This window comes from Shewanella morhuae (genome assembly GCF_900156405.1).
GTDB classification, from domain to species: Bacteria; Pseudomonadota; Gammaproteobacteria; order Enterobacterales; family Shewanellaceae; genus Shewanella; species Shewanella morhuae.
The window spans coordinates 83170-102056 of the sequence record NZ_FTNN01000002.1 but is presented as its reverse complement, the minus strand read 5'-3'; the positions used below and the strand labels follow the sequence as shown (position 1 = coordinate 102056).

The following is an 18887-nucleotide window of genomic DNA, read 5'->3' as shown; positions in this document are numbered from 1 at the left end:
GAGTTCAGGTAAGCCCGGCAGTTCGTCTTGCACTGTGCCTAAGATTTCAACGCGCTTGATGGAATCGATACCAAGATCGGCTTCCATATCCATGCCAAGTTCGAGCATTTCAGTGGGGTAGCCTGTTTTATCGGCAACCACAGCCATCATGGTTTGTTGTACTAAGGCTGCACTTAAACTGCTCGTTGCTGGCGCCGCAGGTGCAACTAAAACTGGTGCAACTTGTACTGTCACCGCAGGCGCAGCAGGAGCTGTTTGTACAACAGGCGCAACAGGTGTGCTAACCGCTGGTCTCGTCAGTACAGCCTGAGTAGCTACTGGTGCTCCATTGTGTGCCACTGTCGTTGTAGCAACAGGCGTTGGAACCGTTTGAGCTGGTGCGACAGGACGTGGCTGAGCAACCGCAGGGGTAAAGTTAATCGGCGCATTATTTAACATCGCCAAGGCCGCTTGGCTGCTACTGCTTTGTAGCTGCATAAAATCGCTATGGCTTTGCAGAGTTTGCGCTTGATGCTGGTGGAACATTTCCATCGAGCGTTGCAGGCTTTCTGGAATGGCAATGCCTTGGCTCGCCATTTGTGCTTGTGCTGTCATCAGTGTCGTGAAAGTATCGCCATATTGCTGCGGGATAGCTAAAAACTGCTGATGTAACTGCGCCGCTTGCGATTGTGCGCTGAAAAATGCCGTTAACGCATCGCCGCTAACGCTTGGTGTGCTTAAGCTTAACGGTGCAGACGCTTGTTGTGCGTTATTGTTTAAGCCTTGCGCGATGCCCTGAGATATTTTTTCCACTTTAATAGCTTCCACTTCAACAACCTTATCTACGATTTTTTCAACGACGACTTCTTTCTCAACAATTTTTTCGACTTCTTTTTCGAGAATTGTTTCAACGATGCGATCCACATATTGCACTTGGCTAGTCACGCTGCCTGTGGCGAGGGATTTGGCCATCTTCGCTTTGGTCGCAGCACTAATATGGTTAGTGGCAGTGAGTTTAATGTTCATTGCTGATGGTGCTTCACGTTCGCCAATCTCTTGTGACGTGACGGCTTGATAGGGGTCAACCTCAGTTAACGCCACACCGGCTACGGCTAATTGAACTGCGGCTAAGCGTAATTGACTGTCACTGTCGCCCTTAGGATTCGGGTTCATGCTGACAAGGCAAAGCTCATTTAAGTGTTCACCTAAGGTATTTTCAACTAACTTTTGCAGTATGTTCTTAGGGCCAAACTCAACAAACACCCGGGCGCCAGCGTCATACATGGCCTGCAGTTGTTCGCTAAAGCGAACCGATTGCAGCATGTGTTGTTTGAATTCTGCTTTAATCGCTTTGCCATCGCTTGGGTGTAATTGACCCGTGCCGTTGGCATAAAGTGCGACAGAAGGTGCGCTGAATTTAGCTTTATCAATGGCTTTGGCAAATGGCTTTTGTGCGTGTCCAATCAATGGGGTATGGAACGCGCCAGAGACGGGCAGGGCAATCGCTTTAAAGCCCAGTTCGCTAATGGCTTTAGCGGCCAGCTGAGTTTGCTCTGTGCCACCTGCGATGACTAATTGTGTCGGCGCGTTGTAGTTGGCAATTTTAACGCCATCAAACTGGGCTAAACAGCTATTGAGCGCATCGATGTCATTCTTTTGTTTAAGAATGATGGCGAACATTGTCCCTAAGTCAGTTTGAGTTCCAGTGTCTGCGGCTTTACTCGCGGTATCGCTCGGCACTTGCGCCATGGCGTGCCCGCGGGCGAAGGCCAGTTCGACGTAATCTTCATTGGAAATCACGCCTGCCGCGCAAAGGGCTGACAATTCACCAAAGCTGTGACCTGCCACCATATCGGGGGCAAATCCCGCCTGAGTTAATAGCGAATATTGCGCCATTGAAATTGCGCCAATGGCGCTTTGGGCGAACAGGGTATTGGTCAGCGCCGCTTCTTGGGCTTTCACCGCATCGGCATCGAATGCCGGAATAGGATAAAGGATGTTCGATAATGGCGTTTGGCCGTGGTGAGCAAATACCTTATCGCTGGCCATCACTTGTTGGCGCATTTCAGGGAAATGGCAGGCAAGTTCGCGGCCCATGTTCAGGTACTGTGAACCTTGACCGGCAAACAGGGCAGCTACTTTCTTTGATTCATTCTTAGCCACTAAGGCATGAGAGCGGTAGCTGATACCAGAAGGTAATTGCCACACTTCAATTGCATTGGTTTCTAAATGCGCAATCGATTGATTTAACTGAGCTTGCAGCTGTGGGATGTCCTTAGCCACAAAACCTAAACGGGCATCTGTGTCTGCCAGCGGGCGCAGCGGATATTGCTGAGCGATAGCGTTCAGGCTCGCAGCGCTGCTCTTATTCGCGTTTGCGCTCGTGTTCACGCTTTGGCTCAGCGCAGCTTTTAACTCGCTAAGCAGCGCGGCTTTATTGGCGGCGGCAAACAATAGTGTCTGCGGCACACTGCGCTGACGATATTGCTCGTCACGGCTATGCTCAGGTTTGTATTCTTCTAATACAAGATGGAAGTTGGTGCCGCCAAAACCAAAGGAGCTTACACCAGCACGGCGCGGCGTTGCATCGGCGCGCTGGAACCATGGGCGAGTTTCGGTATTTAAATAGAATGGTGAGCTTTCGATATTCAGTTTTGGATTAGGCTTGCTAACGTTAATGGTCGCAGGCAATACCTTGTGGTGCAGCGCTAGCGCGGCTTTGATCACCCCCGCAGTGCCCGCAGTTGATTTAGTGTGGCCCACTTGGGATTTCACTGAACCTAACGCGATATGCTGATTGGTGTCGTTGCCTTGGGCAAATACCGATTTTAAACCATTAAATTCAGCCACATCACCCGCGGCAGTACCTGTGCCATGGGCTTCAACTAAGCCAATGCTGTGCGGTGCAAAACCTGCATCGTCGTAAGCGCGTTCGAGTGCTTTAGCTTGGCCCTCAGGGCGCGGCGCATAAATACTCTTAAACTTACCGTCAGATGAGGCGCCAACGCCTTTGATGACGGCATAAATTCGGTCGCCATCGCGCTCGGCATCTTCAAGGCGCTTAAGCGCGACCATGCCAATACCTTCGCCGATCATCATGCCTTTTGAATCGATATCAAAGGGTTGAATGGTTTCGTTAGTGGTGAAGGCTGGCGTTTTTGAGAAGCTCATGTACATGGATGGCGAGTTGTCGGTACAGACGCCGCCGGTGATCATCATGTCGCTGCGACCTTCGGTCAGTTCAGTCAACGCCATACGCATAGCGGCAAGCGAGCCCGCGCAGGCAGCATCGACTACACAGTTCATGCCGCCAAAATCAAAACGGTTGGCGATACGGCCTGCAATCACGTTGCCTAAGGACCCTGGGAAAGAGTTTTCTTCCCAGTGGATATATTGGTCTTGGAACTTTTTGATCAGCATTTCGCTATCTTCATCGCTCAGGCCGCTGCTTTTGAATACTTTTTTCAATACTGGATATTGCAGGCGCGAGTTCAAGCTCTGACTGATTTTTTGACCACCGCCCACGCCTAGCGTGATGCCGATACGATCGCGATCGTAATCGGTGGGCAGATTGGCATCGGCAAGCACTTCTTTGGCGACAATCAGCGACAGCAGTTGTGAGGTATCTGTCAGCTCTAAAATATTGGGCGGTAGACCGAACTCCATGGGATTAAAGTCGACTTCAGGCAAAAAACCACCGCGTTTACAGTAGCTTTTATCGGCTTTGCTTTTGTCTGCATCGTAGTAATCTTCGGCGCGCCAATGGGTGTCAGGGATGTCAGTAATGGCATCGATTTTTTCGCTGATCAAATCCCAAAATTTATTTAAATAACGCGAGTTGGCAAAGATACTAGCCATGCCGACGATGGCAACGGGCATATCTTTCAAACGTTTGTTGAGTCGTTTATCTTTTTTTGACTCAGTCGCAGAATTTGGTACAGAAGGGGTATGGCTCATAAAGAGTCTCCACGGGTCGACCTGGATACGGTGACCTTGTTTTGGGATCCAGCCGCGCTTGTCATTGGAGTGCCATGGGCACCGGGAAAACGGGCTAAGAAAGTGTGATAGTTGCGAACGAGCAACTTTCGTAAATGAAACGGCCCATGTCTAAGGACATAGGCGATATATCTATTGGTCGCTTGGGTGTTACTATCTTGATAAATATCGAGATAAATCCAATCACTTGCCGTGTCTATGCCTAATAGCACAGAGCTTGGTGCTTGCTGCGTGAGCTGCGGCGGTATGGTGAGTGACACCACTTGCACCACGGTATCGCCGTCGGTACTGGGCAGTGCCAGCGCCTTGGCTAATGTTTCTGGATTGACCGTATAGGTTTGGATATCGCTGCCTTGAGTCACAGGCAATTGATTAAAATAGCGTTCGGGTACTTGTGGGGCTTCAAATTCATCGAGTCGTGATATGCCATAACGCTTTAAGCAACGGGCAAGACCAGAGCGCGACACATTGGGGTTAATATAAGTTTGAGTGACGCTGAGTAATCTATCTAAGGTCAGCCTTAACTGGTAACGCAGTCCTACCACCACATATTCTTCCATCGGCGTGAGTGTGGTGTTGAGATGGTGAGGAGTGTTTGAACTGTTGCTGATGGATTCGCGTTTACGCCACTTACGGACGGTAACTTCGGTGATATTTAAAATCTTTGCCAGTTGGCTCACGCTTAAATCCGATTGCTGAATAAAAAGCCGCATTTCTGGCGTAGTGGTGGCGTTGCGATGCCGAGGTGTACTGCCTTTTTTCGCTGCTTGAGTTGTACTCTTTGGAGCGTAAGACGGCGTTTTAGATTGAGCGTCGTGAGTTGCCATTAATAATAATTATCATCCGACATAATCTATTGGGACTGGTAAGCGGTTTTTACGAAGTTACCACAGTCAGTCTTTATGAAAAGGGTGGCGCTTGTTGTCAGCTCAGCACTTATCATCAGTGTCATTTAATGGGAAAGCAGGTTACCTGAGGTTTGGGTTCGATACAATCATGTGGGACTGAGAATTGTAGGCTTTTGTGAGCTGAGCCTGTTTTTTGTGCGGTCAGTTAGATGTTGGTTTGTGGTTTTTAGCTTTTAATCCTTTGATAAATCTAGCGTAAGATTTGTAATGTAGATGAAAACTGTTTTTTTGAGTTTACAGGGTAAAATAGCCCCTACTGGCTTAAGCTGCTTAGGTTTTATTGGTGACGAATTTGATGTTATCGCTAGATTTTCTCACCCTTAAACTGATAATTTCGCTATCGTGCGACTATTTATTATGCAATTAAAATATCATACGATTTAAAGTGACTCTAAAACGTCGTTAACACTATTTAAGATGAAGAATGAATCCAGATCATAACGCTGCAGAGTGTGCTCCCCAAAGCCAAAATATGACCGAGCATCAGCCGCAAAATACTGAAAAGCCTAACCCTGTCGTATCAGATGCTCAAACATTGGGCAAGGGCGAACGCAGTGTAAATGTAGATCTATTTTTTATTCCGTTTAGCGAGATGTCATCGCTGCATACCGTGCTGGCCCAGTCTTGGTTAAGTGATGATGAGCGCACTAAGGTTGCGCGTTATCGCGACCCCAAAGCGCAAAAGAAGGGATTGCAGGTGAGAGCAGCGCTGCGAGCTGTATTATCTTGCTATGCGGATTTATCACCCAAAGAATGGTGCTTTGAATATAGTGCTAAGGGAAAGCCAAGCTTAACGGCGCAATTACGCCAACAAACGGGGCTTGAGTTTAATTTAAGTCATAGCGGCGATTGGCTGGTGATTGGTGTAGCTCAGTTTCATGGCCTTGAGTCAGCTTTATTCGGCGTTGATATTGAAAGGTCGCGGCCAAAGACGGATATTTTTCCCATTTTAAATCACTATTTTTCATCCCAAGAAACCACAGCATTGCTAGCGCTAGCTGATGAATCGAGCCAGCGGCAACGCTTTTTCGATTTATGGGCACTAAAGGAGTCCTATATTAAGGCCACTGGCCTAGGTTTAGCGCAGTCGCTTAAATCTTTTGCCTTTGAGCTTAAGCCGTTTGAGCAATTATCTAACGTATCACTTAAGCTGTCAGGTCAAAATGCCGAAGTGAGACAGTCCTATGACATAGCGCCTATGCTCAGCATTTATCCTAATATCCCACTACAAAGCTCCGATACTGAGGTTCTATATTGGCAGACATATTTTGGGCGTTTGACCAACGAATACCGTTTTGCAGTGAGCTTAGCCCATGCTAATAATGTTGCTATTGCGGTGAAGTTAACGGCGCAACTAAGCAGTATTGAGAGCTTAATCGTCAGCGCGTAAATCATGAGATTTATTCGTACAAAAACTGCGTTAACCACTAAGTTGTGATAGCCCTTTTAGTCATGATTCTTTCTGTCTTTATCTATTTTTTAGCCTGTTTTATTCATCTTCGGTTAAACATTGCTGGGTATAGTCACGTCCATAATATTTTGCATTGGGATGCAATAAATGAGGCTCACAATGAAACGGATTAACTGCGTGTTATCGACGACTATGCTGGGGTTGCTGTCTGGCTGTGGCTATTTTGGTAGTGATGATAAACAACAATTAGAGCAGGCTTGGTTAGCTCAAGATCCACAATTGCAGCAAGTGGTTGAGCAAATTCGTACTAATGGATTAGATGTTGTGGCACAAAGCGCTGCGGCAGGCACAGTTTCAGCCTGCGTGACGCAAAAGCTTGTGCAGGATCCGCTTGGAAAATTAGTTAATGTTGAAGGCTCGCTAGTGGAATCGGCTAAGGTAGCTGAACTGTTAGGTGATTTACAGAAAGTGATGGAGCAGGACGTGAGTTTTGAAAAGCTTGCAAGTCTTCTGCAAAAAGGTGCCGATGCTGCCGTTTATGCAAAGAGTTTGATTGAACAGCAGGGATTAGAGCAAGCATTACAAAGTCTTAAGCAAATGGCGCTCGCGAGTGAACAATTTGCCAAGCAAGACTTAGGGGCACATTTTCAGCAATTATTGCTTGAGTGCAAAACTACAGAGTCAACGTCCACCTCAGTAAATTAAATTTCTATTTCAGTAAACAAATCGCCTTTAAGGTAGTGCCTATTAAGTACGAGTGATCTTTCTCGATAAATAAGCCTATGTTGAAGCATTATTTCGTTATTGAATCGCGTGGCAAATTTGGGGTTGTCACGGTTTATTAACATATTAACGCAATAAAAAGCCCTGATAATTCAGGGCTGTTTGGGCTTTTATTTAGCGAGCCACTTTACTGTAAACCTTTGACGTTATCTTGATTTACTGTCTCGCAAGCCTGTGATTTTCACCTGGTTGCTCAAAATCGCTACGATACGGGTTTATGTCTAAACCACCACGGCGAGTATAACGCGCATAAACGGTGAGTTTAGTGCAATGACAAAAACGTTTTAGATCGACAAAAATCCGCTCGACACACTGCTCGTGGAACTCGTTATGTTGGCGAAAAGAAATCAAATAGCGCAGTAGCTTCTCGCGATCGATTTTAGGCCCTTGGTAGCGGATCATCACGCTACCCCAATCGGGTTGCGAAGTAATTAAGCAGTTCGATTTTAGCAAATTAGAATTGAGCGTTTCTGCAACAATTTGTTTCTCATCGGTACTGTTTTCTAAATAATCAGGATTAAAAGTATAATCACTAACTTCAATATCAAGATCGTCAATACAAGTGCCTGGTAACTCAATGATTCGCTGAATAGCAAAGTTTTTCGGTTCGATAATCTTAATGTTAACATCACCTTGGGCGCATTGCCCTAGGTCTTGCGTTAACGTTTTTTGCAGTGAATCTATGTTATCGAACTTGGTTTGATTAAAACTATTGAGATACAGTTTAAACGATTTTGACTCAATCAGGTTCAGGCTTTCATAGCTCAAATACACTTCTACTATGGCCACCATAGGCTTACCTTTGGTATTTAACCAAGATAGTTCATAACCCGTCCAGATATCGGCACCATGAAATGGTAGCGTCTCCGTGAGTGCTATAGCGTTACGGTTTAGTGAGCGTGGAACCCCTTGTAACAGCGACGCGTCATATTCAGCTTGATAGTCTGTGGCTTTACCTAACGTCAGGCCAGCAAGCGCTTGCGCATCACTATAGGGATCGTGATTCTGTGTCATCAATACTGTTTCCATGTCAAAATAGGCATACATTATACCTGAAATTGGATTGTGCTTAAGTGTCTTGTCTGCCTGCACTCGATAAATTTTTGCAAAACTATCATAAAGCTTACTTAACGAGCTTAAGTGAACTACCGCGTTATTACCCGCAGGGTGAACCTTCTGTGTGTATTCAGGGCGAATTTCAACCCGAACTAGAACAGGCGGTTTTTTGGCAGCCTGTTAAACGCGAGGTCGAAGGGAGTTTCGCTAATGTTGAGCATGCGCTAGAATTAACTTTATGGCCAGAAATCAATCACTTTTATGGTCAATATTTCTCTGCACCACTCTTATTTGACTCAAAATGGGGTACGGGTGAGTTGCTGCAAGTATGGAATGAAAACGATTTTGATTGCCTGCAGCAAAACCTGATTGGCCATCTGATGATGAAAAAAAAGCTCAAGCAGCCACCTACTTGGTTTATTGGCCTGTTAGATGATGGCGATAAAATGCTCACTATTGATAACAATGACGGCAGTGTATGGATAGAGCTACCTGGTGAGTTGCCTTCGCAGCAATTATCGGCAAGTTTAGCTGAATTTATTGAGGCGCTATCGCCACGTATAGCACCGCCAGTAAAGCATGAAGAATTACCTATGCCGGCATTAGAGCATCCCGGTATTTTCGCTCGTTTTAAACTAATGTGGCAAAACTTGATGGGTAAACGCTAGCTAGCGTGAGCGACGCTCACCAATCAGAGTGAACTCAAGCTAAGTACGGCTTATCTTAGGTTGAGTTCTACAGCGGGATACTATGATGCTATTGATGATCCCAAGACAGATTGGACACTATGCGACAAGGCTCGCAGCGAAAATGAAACATATCTAACAGTGGTTCATCAAGTTTCCAATCTTGACTGTGACAACGTGGGCAAGCCCGTGTCATTTCAGAGGCAAGATCTTGGCCACCAACGCGATATAAATAGTAATAGGTCGGGATTTTAGTGAGATATTCGATACGACCGCGTAAATCCCAACCTCGACGAAATAAATCACTCTCTGGACTCGATAATTCCTCTAATGCGGCAAATTCAGCTTTTGTCGCCGCCGCCATTTGTAGCTCGTCACAGGCTTGCCATTCACTCTGCCAACGAATAACGCGCTTATGATCGCCATTAAAGGTGGCGGGAATTTGGTACAAGGGAATGGGTAATAAATTATCGCCACTGCGCAGGGGTGAGCACATATGCACAAAGCTAGTATAGAGTAACTGCCAGCTTGGGGTTTGGGTATTGCTGACCTCAGAGTTGATGTCCTGACCGATAAACTTTTCTCGTGGGGCCAGTAGCTTGGCTTCAGTTAATTCTGTTAACGCTTTTTTGACCCAAGGGCTGTGGTATTTGTGCGCCAAACTGTTTTTTTCTGGCATTAACAAACGCACTCTAAATTCACCATCATTAAAGGCGACCGCAAATTCTCGCCCTAAGATTTGACCGTTGGCTCGATAGGCTTCGAGAAGTTGATTAATGGCTTTTTCGGCTGCAGAAATAGTCGTGTCGGCAAAACATTCGAAGCGCAGTTCAGTGACAAACATTAAGCTTTTTTCCCTTGGGATTCTAGTAGGTTGATGCGTTGTTGAAGTTTGAGTAACTCATTTTTTAGTTGCACTATTTCTGCTGTTTGCTGTTCGGCATAGCGGTCAAAATATGTCTGTTGCGTCAATAGGCGCTCAGCAAGTGTAACAAGAGTTATGGCGTCCTGAGTTATGGGGGCTTCTTCTGTCGGGGACGTTGCTTGCAACTCGGTTAAACGTTCTCGCTCCGCCTTAGGCATTGATTTAAATTGTTGTAAACCTTGTATCAATATCGGCAGCGGTAAGCGGCTGCTTACGCGGGTTTTAATTAAGGCTAGGCTGGGTGTTTTTCCGCTGGCTTCGAGCGAACGTGCAGCCGCTAATACTTGGTCGATAGGACTCATCATTAGCAAAGTTCCTTTTTTAATAATTTAAGCAAATTGCATAGTGACACTTGAGTTTTAATTTAATAAAAAAAACAGTGTGTTATGTTTGTTTTTGCTTTATTTGTTGTCCAGTGATAATCATTTTTAAGCAAAAAAAATAATTACACAGAGGCTACATGATTAGCCATAAATGGAATAACGCACTTATCGCTATCACTTTTTAGGGCTTGCAAGCTTAGGTCTTAGTGGCAGTGTGGTCAATATGGAGGAGGGAGAATCGGACTGGAATTGCAGTTAATCTTGGGAGGCCGTTTAGGATGAAAATCTTATAAATTTATCCAAAATGAGCTTAGTAATGCCCAGAAACAAGTGATGAACTTAATACGTATTGCTGATTTTAGTGAAGCTTACATCCAACAAAGAGTTAAAAAAGGCGGTTCTAATCAACAAACCTTAATCTTGTTTTATGTACCCAGCGCAATAATAACGATGGAAAAACCACTAAGGATGAATGCACGCCTATCGTGCACAGAAACAATGCCTTAGTGGGTTGGAGTGAACGGCTTACGGTAAAATAGAATCGAATAACCTTATAATTTACGCAGCCGAGTATCTAATTTTTCAATAAGTGGCGTCCATTCAGCATCCGCTTCTAGGGCTTCAGTTAGAAAACTCTTTTGTGCGGAGTTCCAAAAGGGTGCTTGATTTAGATGAATATGATGGTCAATCTCATGGGTTTCAATAAACTGCTTTATAGCTTCATCGCTATTGTCTAAACCGAGTTGTTCGAATAAGTGGCTTAAGTCGACTGGAGTTGTGTCCATCATTATTTCCTTTTCAGTATGTTGCCAGTGTTTAGAGTAAGCGTCTGATTAAAAAATGCAATCTATGATTAAAATTTGCACTTTTTTGTTTCCTTGGTAAATTAATGGTACTCGTAAAAAGTGTGAGCTAATTCAAGGAATACGAATAATGGAAAATCAGACCTTGGAAAATTATCGAGCAGTCTATTTGACTGCGGAAGATTTACGTATTGCAGCTTCTATTCTTTATAACGCTTATCACGATGACCCCTTTTTTATTGAATCACTGTTTTCCTCAGATAAAGCGGCTTATGAACAAAAATTACGTGCTGCGATCCGTGAAGAGCTCAATACTTTATGGCAACAAAAACAAGCACTCATTGGTTTGTTTAACGGTGAAAGGCTGGTTGGTTTAGCCTGTGTTGTTACCCAGAAAATCCCCTTAGGAGAAGGACGTTATTGGCATTGGCGTTTAAAGATGTTGTTAGGTACTGGCTGGCAATCCACACAAGCTTTAATAAAAAAAGAGTCGAGTATTATTGAGTTGTTGCCCAATCATCACTGTGGCATTTTGCAGTTTATCGCACTGGTATCTAATGAGCGGCACAAAGGACTTGGACATCGTTTAGTTCAAGCGGTTGTGAGTTGGTGTGATGAGCAGCCTGACGTCGAAGGTATTGGTGTGTTTGTGACACAAGAGAGCCATACGCAATTATTTACCCAACATGACTTTTTTTCGTTGGGCGAGTTAAATATTGGCAGTATCGATGGACAGTTGTTATTTTATGCAGGCCAACAGCATGCATAATTCGAACCGTTCAGTTCGTTTGTATCGCAGTTTCACGGATTTTTACCCTTTTTATTTATCACAGCACCAAAACCCTATTTGTCGACAATTACACTTTGCTGGTAGTGGCATCGTGTTATTGCTGGTTACTATCACGATATTTACACAAACGTGGTGGTTATGTTGGTTTGTTCCATTGGTTGGTTATGGTTTTGCTTGGATAGGACACTTTGTATTTGAGAGAAATCGCCCCGCAACATTTCAATATCCATTTTATAGCTTGATGGCTGATTGGGTAATGTTTGCTCAAATGATTTGGCACTTTTTAGGTAGAAAAAATGATGTTAAGTAAGGTGCTCACTTTCGTGTGAGAGATCGCTTACACCTACTGTAGGATATCTAGCTTTATTTTTGATTGTTTTTTGTTCTCAGTGGCTTAATATCCAATTAAATCAACTTATAAAGGTTTAATCGCTCCATTGTTATATCTTAAAGTTTTGCATTGTGTTCTTTTAGCCGAACAAAGAGGTGTAAGTTAACGTAATATTCATTCATAGCCAAGATGAATGGATAGCAAGGAAAGCGAAACAGGCTTAATGGACGCAAGACGCAACAAATTAATTAGATTTCATGGTTGAAATCGCCGACAGCATGGTAGCTGTTAACTGCCTAGGACTGGCTAATGAAAAGCTAGGTTGCTTTTCAAAGATTATTAGGGATAGCGAGTTGAATTGTCAGGATGATGATTATCAGGATGAAAAAGGACACGCTTAAGGATTAAGCATGAGCTCGATGCAGGACGTGTCGAGTCAAGGATGGGGTATAAGGGTGAACAGCTTGTACTCATCTATGGAAAACTAATTTTGCAGGATGCAATAGGGAAACGTCATAGGAAGTGACTGGCTCTGTAAACGGATTTACAGGTCAAAGGATTGAGTGTTATCTCGCGAAAGCTAGATACACAGGGACAAAAAAGGATTACAGGGATGATGCTGGACGCAAACAAACGCATGGATGGTGCAGGGAGCACAAATCGAGCAGGAAGGCTTACAAAGGATAAATGGGGCGCACTATGTTGCGCCCTTTTCTTTGGCTAATTTTTACGATTGTAGATTGTATATGGTTAATTCTGTTTTGCACTGTTACCCTCAATACTGGACAGTGTGAGCCTTAATCTGACACGGAATTATGAAAAGCCTCTTATGGTTTTTGTTGTAGTGTTTTTTATCTGCATTATTTTATACATTTTGTAGTGCCCCTCCTTCTGTAAATGCTGAATATTTGCCGAAAGCTTTATTCATGTCGATAGATAAACGGAAGCTATGGAAAATATTTTCAGAGGGGCAAAACTAAACTACGAATGAATTTCATTCTAATTGCCATTATTCTTGTGAGAGATCTCTCACAATCACGTAAGTGATTTGTAAGTCCTTAGGTTGATAATGGCGCTATATTAATTAATATTCCATATTTATCATAATGTTATAGTGTAATGGCCATGTTGGTTTTTATATAGTTGGTAACATTATTAAATAATCCTCGATGAGTAAATTTGTGATTGCCGTAGAATTCATCTGGTACAAGGAATGACGAGCAACAGGATGTTGGCGATAAGGATGATTGAAGTGACAAAGGAATGTGACTAAAGGAGTGATAGGGATATAGGCTGTTCAGGATGAAACAGCGTCAACAGCCATGGAAGGGAGCAAGGACTGATTGACTCATTGCACTGGATGGCAATAGTACATGGAATGAAATTGAATGGATGCACCACTTGTTTTTCATGGATGATGATGGAACCGCTCTGGATGAGTAAGCTTGGTATGGGATGACCAAGAAATAGGGACGTACGCAAGTACAAGGAATATCAAGGATTGAGCAGGGATGAAGCAGGATGCAGATTGACGCATGGATGGTGCAGGGAGCACAAAAATAGCAGGATAGCTTAACAGAGAACAGAAAGGCGCGGCTTTATAGCCGCGCCTTTACTTGTTAATTTTTGATGTGAGTTATCTGCTAACACGAATGACGAATGACGAATGACGAATGACGAATGACGAATGACGAATGACGAATGACGAATGATAGTTAAGTTACAAAGGGTTCAATTTATTCATCAAAGTTTAATGACACTTGCCTGAACTACAACCGCTTTGTGTACCACAACCGCCAAATTTGCCCTGCGCTGTTGGCGCTTCTTGCCATTCTGGCTCAGGGAAGATAGGCCATTCTATTTTCTGAATTTTCTTGCCTTGCATCCAAATATGACCACAGTATTGGTTAATGCCATCTGTACTAAATTCAAATAAATATTTCGCTTTCCAACAAATACCTGTGGTGCCGCCAACGCTCGGGCGGGCAGTTTCCATTGCTATCGCTAATAATTGTACCTTTTGACGCCAACATTCTTTTTCAGCAAAAACACGGCTAAGTTCTGCCATTTGGCGTAATTGCCAGAAAAATGCGGCAATTACGACGAGGCCAATAATTAACAGTAGATCTGACATCATTTATTCGTTGCCTTAAACAAACCACCGATGGCTTGTGATAGTTGAACACTTCGATTGGGATTTCTTAATTCGCTTAGTAATTGATTGCGCAAACTAGGAATAGCCACAATATCAGCAAATACCTGATTAAAAAAGGCTTGGGGCTGTAGTGCTAGAGCTTCTAAGTAAAGACTGCGACTTGCATCGTGTTTTAATATCGACCAGTTACGCCCGGCAATGCTAATTAAAGTGTTAGCATCTAAATAAGATTGGCGATGAAGATGTTCGAAGGCCTGTTGGCTGTGTTTGGCTCTAGAAGCTAGAGCTCGGAGGAAATAGGCTTGATGTTCTGGGGCTGCATCTTGAAGTTTTGTAAGAATTTTATCGGCCAGCGTGTCGCTGACAGACAAATGCTCAAGACATTGGCATAGGGCTATTTGAACTTCGATTGCACCCGTATCAAAACTCGATACCAAGTGTTGTTGATGATCTAACTCATTTGCTCTGATGCACACATCGGCGATGCCTTGCATCCCAATATGTTGCCATTGCGCTGGCGCAACTTGGCCCGACAGATATAGCAGCGCAAATTCGTATTGCGACGATGCGCGTTGCCCGAGCTGTTTACGAACAAGAGCATTAAATACGGCGAGTTTTTCCTGGCTTGGCTTGAAGTTAAACGGATTATGCGCAAGTCGTTCTTGCTGCTCATCGCTAAGTGGCTGGGTGGGGTCTTGCCCTAATGCGGCTAATATCATTTCGATAAATTGTGAGCGCGGCGCGGGTGACAGTAACCCTTGCTCATCTAATGCCAGTTTTAGAAACCAAATAAAATGTTGTTGGCTTGCATCCCAAAAGACGATAGCAAATTGTGCATGCCCCTGAGTTGGATAAGGATAAGGTGTTGCAAGAGATTCAATTTGGTGAAATGCGAGCATATCGATATGTTGTACCCTACGACCAAGATCATACACTTGGAACTGGGTTTTGGCTGTGGTTAAAAATTGGCTTAAAGTGGTTATTTCAGTCATTTGGTTGCCATATCAATCAAAGAGGCTCAATAAATTGGCGCTATTATAGGGGGAAGCGCGTCTGGATGGTATAATTGCTGGACTTTAATCGACCTATTCGGCCTGTAATTATGGAAAGTTTCTCAATCATAACGGCTAAATAAGAATGGATCTGAATGTATGCTATACCGTCAAACCCAAGCTAAATTAACTCAGCTTACCCAAGCGCTACAAGAGGCCAATCTCTGGTCTGAGCAAGCGCCGTCTCTTGATGCGATGGCAAGCACTGCGCCTTTTGCTTGCGATCTTATGCCCCTTGAGCAGTGGCTACAGTTTGTGTTGTTACCTAAAATGCGAAACTTAATTGATGCCGCAGCTCCTTTACCAACACAAATTGCGATAGCGCCTATGGCTGAACATGTTTGGCTGAATATGCCCCTACGGCAAAACCTGATAAGTGTATTGAATGAATTGGATATGTTGTTAAATGAATCAAGATGATATCTGGCTTGAAACGCCCGAAAATGCAATGAATGCCTCCCAAGATGATACTGATGAACTGGCGCCTGAGATTAACATTCTCTATGAAGATGAGCACCTAGTGGCAATTCATAAACCGGCAGGTTTATTGGTCCACCGCAGCTATTTAGCCCGTCGAGAACGATTTTTTGCGATGCAGCTCACCCGTGATTTAGTGGGGTGTCATGTATTTCCCGTACATCGCCTTGATAGGCCGACATCCGGTGTATTGTTATTTGCGAAAAGTAGTGAAGTGGCCAATGCGCTCTGTGAGCAATTTGCTGCCCATACGGTTGAAAAGCAATATCTGGCCTTAGTGCGCGGCAATATGCATGAGAGCGGTATTTTAGACTATGCGCTGAAGGTTGAGTTAGATGAGCTGGGTGATAAAAATGCCGATCCTAACAAAGCGGCGCAGGAAGCGGTGACGGCTTATCAGCCACTTCTTAATACTGAAATTCCTTATTCGTCGGGCCGTTATCCCAGTAGTCGTTTTGCGTTGGTACGTTTGACTCCTAAAACGGGACGTAAGCATCAACTAAGAAGACATATGGCACATTTACGCCATCCTATCCTCGGTGATACTACGCATGGAGACGGTAAGCAGAATGCATTTTTTCGTGAGCATTTTGGCATTAATCGTCTGTGGCTTATCGCAAAAAAACTCTCCTTTATTCATCCCGTGACTCAAACTCGACTTAATATTGAAACCGAGCTTGAGCCTTTGTGGGAAATCGTATTTGCCGAGCTAGGTTGGGACGATATGACCTTGAGCCAGCAAGCCGAACTGTTAATTGCCAAAGATAAATAAACCGTCAATGTTGGCACTGTCGTATTGATTAAGGCAATTTAAGCCTATTATCCGCAATTGGATAAATTAGCGCGCAGTGAAGCTGTGAAATCATTAGCTTCGCTGTGCAAGCTGGTGTTTTAAAAGAATTACACTTATTAATCTGAGTGTTGTGGTGTCTGCGTAGTTTCTGGCATCATCACGGCCAAGGTTGAAGAACCTGAGCTTAATACGAGTCGCGATGCTAAATTTTGTTGGGCGGAATGGAAATAATTTTTACGTCGAGTTTGGATCGTTTTGTAGTGTTGTTTGAGGTGTTTTTGCCGGGCAGACTGTCGCATCAGATATTTCCTCATGCTCAATGACTTGATTTATAAAAATTTACGCCTTAGCTTGCCCATAGACTTAACAATAAAGTAAGGTCAGTCTATTAAGGTTTGCAATAGAATGTGGAGTGTATCATGAAAAAGGTCAATCTGGTGTTTGGCACAGTGTACGGCAACGCACAATTTACTGCTGAAACCCTAGAAAAAGAGCTGAAAACTCTAGGTTATGATGTGACATTGTGGCAACCCGATGCGGTCGTAAATTTTACTCCTCCGCAAGATGAATTATTAATCGTTGTCACGTCAACAACCGGCCAAGGAGATTTACCTGAGGATATTCAACCTTGGTATCATCATCTTAAAACTAACGCTCCCTATTTGCCTGCGCTTAAATATAGCGTTATAGCGCTGGGGGACTCAGGTTATGAGACTTTTTGTGGTGCGGGTAAATCAGTTGATGTTCTGTTGACTGAGCTTGGTGCTAAACCGTTAGTGGAATTATTTGAAATTGATGCCTGTGAAACCATGGAACCTGAGGTTGAAGCAATAAAATGGCTAGAACGCTGGAATCAAATCGTCAAATCCGAGCTCGCCGCTTAGGAAGATTCGTCACTCAGCAATGGTTTAAATTTGCCCAGCGCTTAAGTCAAGCGCTACTTATTCCTATTGCCATTTTACCCGCTGCTGGGGTGATGCTTGGCTTAACGGTTAGCCCTATTCCCTTTATGCCCGATGAGCTGACAGTACTTATGCTGGCAGTAGGCAAACTCATTTTTGCTATTATGCCGATGCTATTTGCGGTTGCTGTGGCCATCGGTTTTTGCCGCGATCAGGGCATTGCTGCATTTACAGCCGTATTTGGTTATGGGGTCATGACAGCGACGTTAGCCGCTCTCGCTGATTTGTATCGACTCCCAACTCAGTCTTTATTGGGAATGGACACCTTAGATACTGGGATTGCCGGCGGCATGTTACTCGGCGGTATTACCTGCCTTGCCGTGCATTGGAGCCAATATATTCGCTTACCAGCGATTTTCTCATTTTTTGAGGGGCGTCGCAGCGCCTCTTTATTGATTATTCCTTTAGCGATGGGACTTGGGTACGTGCTTGCCCATATGTGGCCACCACTGGCATTGTTAATTGAGCGTTTATCTGACTGGGCGGTTTATCAAAAACCAGCTATTGCCTTTGGCGTGTACGGCGCGTTAGAGCGGCTACTTATTCCCCTTGGACTGCATCATATTTGGAATGCGCCCTTTTACTTAGAAGTAGGCCAATATCAGTTATTAGGGAATGAGATTGTTCGTGGTGAAGTTGCGCGCTATTTAGCGGGCGATCCGCAGGCAGGTAATTTAGCCGGTGGATATCTGATTAAAATGTGGGGATTACCAGCTGCGGCTTTAGCGATGTGGCGCTGCGCTGATAAATCAGAGCGTAATCGCGTCGCCGGTATTATGTTGTCAGCGGCGGCGGCGAGTTGGTTAACAGGGGTGACTGAACCTATCGAGTTTGCTTTTATGTTTGTGGCGCCGATTTTATTTATCATTCACGCCTTACTCACTGGGCTGGCTTATTTTGTCTGTATTACGCTCGATATCCATCACAGTATTGTATTTTCCCAAGGGTTGGTAGACTTTACGCTGTTATTTCCATTATCCCGCAATATTAGCTGGTTTATTTTCCTTGGTCCGTTAACGGCAATGATATATTACCTACTGTTTAGGATAAGTATTTTGGCTTTTAACTTAAAAACGCCTGGCCGGTTTGAGCACCCTCATCATAACGGACCGAAAGAAAGTCTGCGGGCGATTATTACTGCGCTCGGTGGGCGTGACAATATTGTTGATCTTAATGCCTGTTTGACTCGTTTGCGCCTAAGTGTGCACCGACCTGAGTTAGTCAATAAAGTACGTTTGAGTCAGTTGGGGGCAAAAGGGGTGATCGTTATGGGTAAAGGCGTACAGGTGGTTTATGGCACGAAGGCAGAAAACCTGCGTAAAGTATTACAGCGTTATTTAGATACACGTGGTTAAGGAAGTAACAGACGCCGCAATAGTTATATTTTTACAACATAAATAGCTTAAATTTTGCATTTTATTGATTTAAGCTTCTGAAATATTATTTTTATTCTCGCA

At 44.2% G+C, this 18887-nt stretch carries 18 protein-coding genes and 1 pseudogene; 10 read left to right on the top strand and 9 right to left on the bottom strand.

Annotated features, from left to right (window positions below; genetic code table 11):
- The coding region (locus BW947_RS02825; protein WP_143562197.1) for a type I polyketide synthase at positions 1-3936 on the bottom strand (3936 nt) is incomplete at its 3' end.
- Positions 3933-4802: a DNA-binding protein gene (locus BW947_RS02820; RefSeq protein ID WP_076496809.1), complete on the bottom strand. Its 870-nt coding sequence runs from the start codon at positions 4800-4802 to the stop codon at positions 3933-3935. The genes BW947_RS02820 and BW947_RS02825, both read right to left, overlap by 4 nt.
- Before the next feature lie 505 nt (positions 4803-5307).
- On the opposite strand from BW947_RS02820, the gene BW947_RS02815 reads away from it, so the two are divergent.
- Together BW947_RS02815 and BW947_RS02810 are read left to right on the top strand one after the other, a co-directional pair.
- Positions 5308-6273: a 4'-phosphopantetheinyl transferase family protein gene (locus tag BW947_RS02815; protein WP_083948125.1), complete on the top strand. Its 966-nt coding sequence runs from the start codon at positions 5308-5310 to the stop codon at positions 6271-6273.
- Between the two features lie 180 nt (positions 6274-6453).
- Positions 6454-6999: a hypothetical protein gene (locus BW947_RS02810; protein WP_076496808.1), complete on the top strand. Its 546-nt coding sequence runs from the start codon at positions 6454-6456 to the stop codon at positions 6997-6999.
- A gap of 234 nt (positions 7000-7233) precedes the next feature.
- Here the strand turns inward: BW947_RS02810 and queF are convergent, their stop codons facing one another.
- Positions 7234-8091, bottom strand: coding sequence for an NADPH-dependent 7-cyano-7-deazaguanine reductase QueF (gene queF / locus BW947_RS02805; protein WP_076496807.1), 858 nt, complete (start codon positions 8089-8091; stop codon positions 7234-7236).
- A 59-nt stretch (positions 8092-8150) separates the two neighbouring features.
- Here queF and syd point away from each other — a divergent pair, with 59 nt between their 5' ends.
- On the top strand, positions 8151-8801 hold the full coding sequence (gene syd / locus BW947_RS02800) for a SecY-interacting protein (RefSeq protein ID WP_076496806.1): 651 nt from the start codon (positions 8151-8153) through the stop codon (positions 8799-8801).
- 88 nt (positions 8802-8889) lie between these two features.
- Here syd and BW947_RS02795 read toward each other — a convergent pair whose 3' ends face one another.
- Together BW947_RS02795 and BW947_RS02790 are read right to left on the bottom strand one after the other, a co-directional pair.
- Positions 8890-9663: a Zn-ribbon-containing protein gene (locus BW947_RS02795; protein ID WP_076496805.1), complete on the bottom strand. Its 774-nt coding sequence runs from the start codon at positions 9661-9663 to the stop codon at positions 8890-8892.
- Positions 9663-10046, bottom strand: a complete 384-nt coding sequence (locus BW947_RS02790; protein WP_076497067.1) for a hypothetical protein — start codon at positions 10044-10046, stop codon at positions 9663-9665. The genes BW947_RS02795 and BW947_RS02790 overlap by 1 nt, the downstream gene beginning before the upstream one ends.
- A gap of 491 nt (positions 10047-10537) precedes the next feature.
- Between BW947_RS02790 and BW947_RS19065 the strand changes: the two are divergent.
- Positions 10538-10606: pseudogene (locus BW947_RS19065) on the top strand (hypothetical protein); the annotation flags it as partial.
- 12 nt (positions 10607-10618) lie between these two features.
- On the opposite strand, the gene BW947_RS02780 reads toward BW947_RS19065, so the two are convergent.
- Positions 10619-10852, bottom strand: a complete 234-nt coding sequence (locus BW947_RS02780) for a DUF2789 domain-containing protein (RefSeq protein ID WP_076496804.1) — start codon at positions 10850-10852, stop codon at positions 10619-10621.
- Positions 10853-11000: 148 nt separating this feature from the next.
- Here BW947_RS02780 and BW947_RS02775 point away from each other — a divergent pair, with 148 nt between their 5' ends.
- Both BW947_RS02775 and BW947_RS02770 read left to right on the top strand, forming a co-directional pair.
- Positions 11001-11639 (top strand): GNAT family N-acetyltransferase, encoded by a 639-nt coding sequence (locus BW947_RS02775; protein ID WP_076496803.1) that lies wholly within the window; start codon positions 11001-11003, stop codon positions 11637-11639.
- The gene (locus BW947_RS02770; protein ID WP_076496802.1) at positions 11632-11970 is read left to right on the top strand and encodes an Mpo1-like protein; all 339 of its coding nucleotides are present in this window, start codon (positions 11632-11634) and stop codon (positions 11968-11970) included. Before BW947_RS02775 ends, BW947_RS02770 begins: the two co-directional genes overlap by 8 nt.
- A 1771-nt stretch (positions 11971-13741) precedes the next feature.
- On the opposite strand, the gene BW947_RS02765 is transcribed toward BW947_RS02770, so the two are convergent.
- A complete protein-coding gene (locus tag BW947_RS02765) occupies positions 13742-14128 on the bottom strand; it encodes a DUF3301 domain-containing protein (RefSeq protein WP_076496801.1) in 387 nt (128 codons plus the stop codon).
- Positions 14125-15138, bottom strand: a complete 1014-nt coding sequence (locus BW947_RS02760; RefSeq protein ID WP_076496800.1) for a DUF3549 family protein — start codon at positions 15136-15138, stop codon at positions 14125-14127. The genes BW947_RS02765 and BW947_RS02760 overlap by 4 nt, the downstream gene beginning before the upstream one ends.
- Positions 15139-15297: 159 nt before the next feature.
- On the opposite strand from BW947_RS02760, the gene BW947_RS02755 reads away from it, so the two are divergent.
- Together BW947_RS02755 and truC are read left to right on the top strand one after the other, a co-directional pair.
- On the top strand, positions 15298-15618 hold the full coding sequence (locus BW947_RS02755) for a YqcC family protein (protein ID WP_076496799.1): 321 nt from the start codon (positions 15298-15300) through the stop codon (positions 15616-15618).
- Positions 15605-16447, top strand: a complete 843-nt coding sequence (truC, locus tag BW947_RS02750; RefSeq protein WP_076496798.1) for a tRNA pseudouridine(65) synthase TruC — start codon at positions 15605-15607, stop codon at positions 16445-16447. Before BW947_RS02755 ends, truC begins: the two co-directional genes overlap by 14 nt.
- 137 nt (positions 16448-16584) lie before the next feature.
- On the opposite strand, the gene BW947_RS02745 is transcribed toward truC, so the two are convergent.
- The gene (locus BW947_RS02745; protein ID WP_076496797.1) at positions 16585-16767 is read right to left on the bottom strand and encodes a hypothetical protein; all 183 of its coding nucleotides are present in this window, start codon (positions 16765-16767) and stop codon (positions 16585-16587) included.
- 120 nt (positions 16768-16887) lie between these two features.
- Here BW947_RS02745 and BW947_RS02740 point away from each other — a divergent pair, with 120 nt between their 5' ends.
- Together BW947_RS02740 and BW947_RS02735 are read left to right on the top strand one after the other, a co-directional pair.
- Positions 16888-17352 (top strand): flavodoxin, encoded by a 465-nt coding sequence (locus BW947_RS02740; RefSeq protein WP_076496796.1) that lies wholly within the window; start codon positions 16888-16890, stop codon positions 17350-17352.
- Positions 17304-18785 (top strand): PTS transporter subunit EIIC, encoded by a 1482-nt coding sequence (locus tag BW947_RS02735; protein WP_076496795.1) that lies wholly within the window; start codon positions 17304-17306, stop codon positions 18783-18785. The genes BW947_RS02740 and BW947_RS02735 overlap by 49 nt, the downstream gene beginning before the upstream one ends.
- Positions 18786-18887: the final 102 nt, after the last annotated feature.

Excerpts from the sequence above, each read along its gene's own strand:
- BW947_RS02820 (WP_076496809.1), bottom strand. The coding sequence starts at position 4,802 with ATGGCAACTCACGACGCTCAATCTAAAACGCCGTCTTACGCTCCAAAG.
- BW947_RS02815 (WP_083948125.1), top strand. The coding sequence starts at position 5,308 with ATGAATCCAGATCATAACGCTGCAGAGTGTGCTCCCCAAAGCCAAAAT.
- BW947_RS02810 (WP_076496808.1), top strand. The coding sequence starts at position 6,454 with ATGAAACGGATTAACTGCGTGTTATCGACGACTATGCTGGGGTTGCTG.
- queF (WP_076496807.1), bottom strand. The coding sequence starts at position 8,091 with ATGACACAGAATCACGATCCCTATAGTGATGCGCAAGCGCTTGCTGGC.
- BW947_RS02795 (WP_076496805.1), bottom strand. The coding sequence starts at position 9,663 with ATGTTTGTCACTGAACTGCGCTTCGAATGTTTTGCCGACACGACTATT.
- BW947_RS02790 (WP_076497067.1), bottom strand. The coding sequence starts at position 10,046 with ATGAGTCCTATCGACCAAGTATTAGCGGCTGCACGTTCGCTCGAAGCC.
- BW947_RS02780 (WP_076496804.1), bottom strand. The coding sequence starts at position 10,852 with ATGGACACAACTCCAGTCGACTTAAGCCACTTATTCGAACAACTCGGT.
- BW947_RS02775 (WP_076496803.1), top strand. The coding sequence starts at position 11,001 with ATGGAAAATCAGACCTTGGAAAATTATCGAGCAGTCTATTTGACTGCG.
- BW947_RS02770 (WP_076496802.1), top strand. The coding sequence starts at position 11,632 with ATGCATAATTCGAACCGTTCAGTTCGTTTGTATCGCAGTTTCACGGAT.
- BW947_RS02765 (WP_076496801.1), bottom strand. The coding sequence starts at position 14,128 with ATGATGTCAGATCTACTGTTAATTATTGGCCTCGTCGTAATTGCCGCA.
- BW947_RS02760 (WP_076496800.1), bottom strand. The coding sequence starts at position 15,138 with ATGACTGAAATAACCACTTTAAGCCAATTTTTAACCACAGCCAAAACC.
- BW947_RS02755 (WP_076496799.1), top strand. The coding sequence starts at position 15,298 with ATGCTATACCGTCAAACCCAAGCTAAATTAACTCAGCTTACCCAAGCG.
- truC (WP_076496798.1), top strand. The coding sequence starts at position 15,605 with ATGAATCAAGATGATATCTGGCTTGAAACGCCCGAAAATGCAATGAAT.
- BW947_RS02745 (WP_076496797.1), bottom strand. The coding sequence starts at position 16,767 with ATGCGACAGTCTGCCCGGCAAAAACACCTCAAACAACACTACAAAACG.
- BW947_RS02740 (WP_076496796.1), top strand. The coding sequence starts at position 16,888 with ATGAAAAAGGTCAATCTGGTGTTTGGCACAGTGTACGGCAACGCACAA.
- BW947_RS02735 (WP_076496795.1), top strand. The coding sequence starts at position 17,304 with ATGGCTAGAACGCTGGAATCAAATCGTCAAATCCGAGCTCGCCGCTTA.